The organism is Streptomyces viridosporus (assembly GCF_002078235.1).
Taxonomy (GTDB): Bacteria; Actinomycetota; Actinomycetes; order Streptomycetales; family Streptomycetaceae; genus Streptomyces; species Streptomyces viridosporus.
Genome location: NZ_MSGP01000440.1, coordinates 1 through 4,470, shown reverse-complemented (window position 1 = coordinate 4,470; position 4,470 = coordinate 1). Strand labels below are relative to the sequence as shown.

The following is a 4,470-nucleotide window of genomic DNA, read 5'->3' as shown; positions in this document are numbered from 1 at the left end:
AACCGCGGGCTGCCGCGGCGCAGGGGCTCCCAGCCCACGCGCCGCGGCAGCCCGCGGTTGCGGGCCTGGGCGAGCGGACGCCAGAACCCGGCCCGCAGCAACGCCTCGGGCGGGACCGCCCCGGTCCGGTCCAGGACCGTCTCGGGCACCTTCTGCGGGTCGGGCACCTTGTACTCGGCCATGATCTCGTCGTACTTGTCGTGCAGCACCGTGTTGTCCGGGTCGGCGCCGAAGACCACGAGCTGGCCGGTGGGCTGGGTGTCGACCAGCACGGTCACCAGGTCGGGACGGTAGCGCGTCAGCACCTCGGTGATCTTGTAGACGTCGCCGGTCCAGGCGGTGGTGTGCCGGTCGCGGGCGGCCTCGTCCACGTTGCGCGGCAGCATGTCGTCGAGGACGATCACGCTGGACCAGTCGGAGTGCTTCTCGACGTTCATGAAGTCGCGCAGGGCGTACTCGAACAGGTGCATGCCGTCGATGAACGACAGGTCGAGCGTGGTGCGGCGCCAGTGGCCGAAGGGGCTGCGGCCCCGGCGCAGGTTGCGCAGCGGGTGCCGGCCGCCCTTGAGGTGGGCCAGCGGGTTGTCGCGGGCGAAGAAGTCGTCGCTGGTGGCCTTCACCAGGTGGACGTCGCACTTCAGCTCCGAGACCACCTTGAAGGCGGGGTCGACCGCGATGCTGGGGACGCGTGACAGGCGCAGGCTTCGGCCGTCGTTGACGCCGATCTCCAGGTAGTTGCGGTTGGCGCTGGCCTTGTGCAGTTCCCGCAGGAACTCATGGCGTTTCACGAAGGGGGTTCTCCTTGCGGATTCCGGGCAGTGCTTCGTGCGGGACGACACGCCGGTCACGCGGCGACGGCAGGCCGTTCTCCGGCCGGCGGTCGCGCGCGAGGGCGCGGTGTTGCGGGGCGCGGCGCGGGCCGCGGGAGGGCCGCCGTGGTGGGTCGCACCCGCTCCGGGGCGGCGCCGACCGGGCGGGACACCTCCCGGTCCGGGGCGCGCCGGACGGGCCGCCCTCGTCGGTCGTCGACGACGTCGACGGTGGGGCGGTGTGCCTCGGGACCGGTCATCGTCCGCACGAAGTTAGTGCCGTGGACCCCGTGGCGCCAAGCGGTGCGCACGATCGTGCTCGCGCCGGGCGGTTCCTCCGGCGCGGCCCGCTCGCCGGCGGGCCCACAGCGGCCGGGAGCGGTACGGGGGTTCGTGGGGTGATCCGTGGGGTGGCTCTGCGGACGCGGAGGGGTGCGGGCGTCGACGCGGAGGACGTGCGCGCCGCGGACGCGACCCGACCGGACTCCGTGCGGGAACTCCCGTGGCGGGCGGCCGAGTCGGAGGGTGCCGAGCGGGTCGGCGTCGGTGGCGTTCGCGTCCGTGAGGGGCCGCGGCCCGTGGAGGGGCACAGGTGTGTCGGCCACGGGCACCAATCGTTCCACCGGGGTGTGAGGGGTCGGCCCCGGTCCGGTTCCGGCACCGCCGGTCAGCACGAGAGCCTTCATCTGGCTCACCATAATCGCGCTCCGGCGGAACGGACATCACTCGCTTTACCCGTTCGTGACGAAATCCCGGGAGAGGACCGATGAGTCTCCCGGGTCCCGGCTAGTCCTCGCCTCTCACTATGTTTCCCTCCACGCCTTTGTCCGGGGCGCCGGAGGCACCGCGGTCCACGGCGGGCAGGCAGGTCCGCAGGGGCTTCTCGCTCCGCAGCCGCCGGGCCCTGGCCCAGCCGGTCTCCGGTGGGCGGCGGGGTTCGTCACTGATCTCCGAGGTCACGGCGCACCCTCTTCCTTCCGCGTGCCGCCCTGCGGGTCCCCCATGCTCCGCCGGACAAACACGCGGCTGCCGGGCGGGCCGCCCCGGCCTTCGCCGCCGTCGCCGCGTCCGGGAGTCCCCGCTCCGCGGACGGGGCCGGGCTCAGGTGTTGGGCCGGGCCACGCTGATGTCGCCCAGGGCCGACCGCGGATCGCGTTCCATGGCCAGGTCGCCCAGCGCGACGATGCCGACGGGGTGCCCGCCGTCGACGACCGGGACGCGGCGCACCGCGTGCTCGCGCATCAGCCGCGCCACGCGGTCCAGGTCGTCGTCGGGCCCCACGGTCACCAGGTCCTCGCTGCAGGCCCCGGCCACGGTGGTCTCCTCCGGGTCGCCGCCCCGGGAGACGGACCGCACCACCAGGTCGCGGTCGGTGACCAGCCCGCGCAGCCGGTCGCCGTCCGTCACCAGAACGGCTCCGAGATCGCGGTCGCGCATGATGCGGGCGACCTCGGCGACGGAGGTGTGCGGCCCGACGCTCACCGGTGCGCCGGTCATGATGTCGCGGACGTGCTGGGTCATGACGTGCCCCTCTCCTCGTGTCCTCGTGTCGCTCCTCGTGTCGCGTGCCGGGTACCCGGCGGAGCGGCTCGGTCACCAGGCGCGGGCGGCCTCCAGCAGCCGGTCGCGGACGAGCGCGACCTGGGGGTTGTCCGAGGTGCCGGGCCGCTGCACCAGGAAGCTGGTGTTGATCGGGGCGTCCTCCGGCTCGTCGAGGAGGGTCAGGGCGCCGCGGGCCAGTTCCCCGGCGCACAGGTAGCGCGGCAGCACGCTGAAGCCGGCTCCGGCCACCACCAGGGCCAGCACCGCCCGCAGGTCCGGGACGGAGACGGCGGCGTGGCGGTTCAGTCGCCGGCCGAAGACGTGCCGCCAGTAGCGGCGGACGATGGGCAGGTCCTCGGCGTAGGTGAGCAGGGGGACGCCGTCCAGCGCGCCGGGGCCCTCGGCGGCGAGGCGCCCGCGCACCCCGTCGGCCAGGGCGGGCGCGGCGACCAGGACGAACTCCTCGTCGGCCAGCGGCACCGCGGACAGGGCGCGACCGCGCGGCCGGGTGGTGGCGATGACCAGGTCGTGGCGGCCGGTGCGCAGTTCGTCGAGCAGCGGGTCGGTCAGGCCCGGGGTGACGCGCAGCCGTGTCCCCCGTGCCACCAGCGGGGCGAGCGCGGGCAGCGCCCGGGTGGAGAGCAGTTCGGCGGGTCCGGCGAGGTGGACCGGCCGAGGACGGGCGCGGCCGGGCGGGCCGTGCCCGGTGGCCTCGGCGAGCGCGTCGAGCGGGGCGGCGATCCGGGCGGCCAGCTCGTCGGCCACGGCGGTGGGCGCGACCCCGCGGGGCAGCCGCTCGAACAGCTCGCGGCCGGTGTGCCGCTCCAGCGAGCGGATCTGGGTCGTGACGGTGGGCTGGGACAGGCCGAGGAGCCGGGCGGCGGCCGTGAAGGACCCGGACCGGTACACCGCCAGGAAGGTGCGCAGCAGGTTCAGGTCGGACTGCGCGGGCAGGGCCGCACCGGCCCCGGTGGAGCCATGGGGATCGCTATGCCTCACGGTGACGAGCCTAAGGGGGGCCTATGGCTGCCGGGTCTCGGCGCCTCCCCGTCCGGCCATGGGTTTTCCTATGGCCGCCATGGAATCGAGCATTGGAATTCCCCGGGTGGGGCGTCCTACCGTCGGGGTATCGAAGTCCACCGTGCATCGGGAAGTGAGCACATGTCGAAGATCCTGTTCGTCGTCACCGGCGCCGACCGTCTGACGCTGGCCGACGGCACCACCCACCCCACCGGTTTCTGGGCCGAGGAGGCCGTCGCGCCGTACGAGGCGTTCCGGGCCGCGGGCCACGAGATCGTCGTCGCCACGCCCGGCGGGGTCGTGCCCCCCGTCGACCAGGGGTCCCTCACGCCCGAGATGAACGGCGGCCGGGAGAACGCCGACCGGATCGCGAAGGCGCTGCGGTCCTTCACCGAACTCCAGCGGCCCGTCCGGCTGGAGGACGTCCGCCTCGACGAGTACGCGGCCGTCTTCTACCCCGGCGGCCACGGCCCCATGGAGGACCTGGCCGTGGACCCCGACTCCGGTCGGCTGCTGACCGAGGCGCTGGCGTCGGGCAAGCCGCTCGCCGTGGTCTGCCACGGCCCGGCCGCGCTGCTCGCCGCCGTGCGGGCCGACGGGGCCAACGCCTTCGCCGGCTACGAGGTGGCGGCGTTCACCAACGCCGAGGAGGCGCAGGGCGGTCTCGCCGACAAGGTGAAGTGGCTGCTCCAGGACCGGCTCACCGAGGCCGGTGTGCGCGTGCGGGCCGGAGAGCCGTGGGCGCCGCACGTGGTGACCGACCGCAACCTGGTCACCGGACAGAACCCGGCGTCCTCCGCACCGCTCGCCGAGGAGCTGCTGAAGCGGCTCTGAGGAACCGGCGGGGCGTCACCGCCACAGGACGAACTCCGCCCACACCTGCTTGCCCCCGCTGACCGGGAGCGTCCCCCAGGCCGCCGAGAGCGCCTCGACGAGGAGGATGCCCCGGCCGCCCGTGGCCTCCCAGCCGAGGCCGGCCGGCTCGACGGGGGTGCGGGGCGAGGCGTCGGCGACGGCGAGGCGCAGCCGGCCGTCGGCCAGGGTGAGGTCCAGGCGGACCTGGCCGTCGGTGTGCACGAGGGCGTTGGTGACCAGCTCG

General features: G+C 74.5%; 6 protein-coding genes. 1 reads left to right on the top strand and 5 read right to left on the bottom strand.

Annotated features, from left to right (window positions below):
- The 4 genes from B7L92_RS28430 to B7L92_RS28415 form a co-directional block, all read right to left on the bottom strand.
- Positions 1-788, bottom strand: a 788-nt coding sequence (locus B7L92_RS28430) for a class I SAM-dependent methyltransferase (protein WP_081240253.1), incomplete at its 3' end; no start/stop codon positions are given.
- Between the two features lie 56 nt (positions 789-844).
- Positions 845-1,495, bottom strand: a complete 651-nt coding sequence (locus tag B7L92_RS28425) for a sugar nucleotide-binding protein (RefSeq protein WP_255311183.1) — start codon at positions 1,493-1,495, stop codon at positions 845-847.
- A gap of 415 nt (positions 1,496-1,910) precedes the next feature.
- Positions 1,911-2,330: a CBS domain-containing protein gene (locus tag B7L92_RS28420; RefSeq protein ID WP_081240252.1), complete on the bottom strand. Its 420-nt coding sequence runs from the start codon at positions 2,328-2,330 to the stop codon at positions 1,911-1,913.
- A gap of 72 nt (positions 2,331-2,402) precedes the next feature.
- Complete coding sequence (locus tag B7L92_RS28415) at positions 2,403-3,350, bottom strand: LysR family transcriptional regulator (RefSeq protein ID WP_081240251.1); 948 nt, start codon at positions 3,348-3,350, stop codon at positions 2,403-2,405.
- 162 nt (positions 3,351-3,512) lie between these two features.
- On the opposite strand from B7L92_RS28415, the gene B7L92_RS28410 reads away from it, so the two are divergent.
- The gene (locus tag B7L92_RS28410) at positions 3,513-4,205 is read left to right on the top strand and encodes a type 1 glutamine amidotransferase domain-containing protein (protein WP_081240250.1); all 693 of its coding nucleotides are present in this window, start codon (positions 3,513-3,515) and stop codon (positions 4,203-4,205) included.
- A 15-nt stretch (positions 4,206-4,220) separates the two neighbouring features.
- On the opposite strand, the gene B7L92_RS28405 is transcribed toward B7L92_RS28410, so the two are convergent.
- The coding region (locus B7L92_RS28405; protein WP_143626388.1) for an ATP-binding protein at positions 4,221-4,470 on the bottom strand (250 nt) is incomplete at its 5' end.

What these genes read in the sequence shown, in the direction of transcription:
- B7L92_RS28425 (WP_255311183.1), bottom strand. Translation starts at nt 1,495, where the DNA reads ATGAAGGCTCTCGTGCTGACCGGCGGTGCCGGAACCGGACCGGGGCCG.
- B7L92_RS28420 (WP_081240252.1), bottom strand. Translation starts at nt 2,330, where the DNA reads ATGACCCAGCACGTCCGCGACATCATGACCGGCGCACCGGTGAGCGTC.
- B7L92_RS28410 (WP_081240250.1), top strand. Translation starts at nt 3,513, where the DNA reads ATGTCGAAGATCCTGTTCGTCGTCACCGGCGCCGACCGTCTGACGCTG.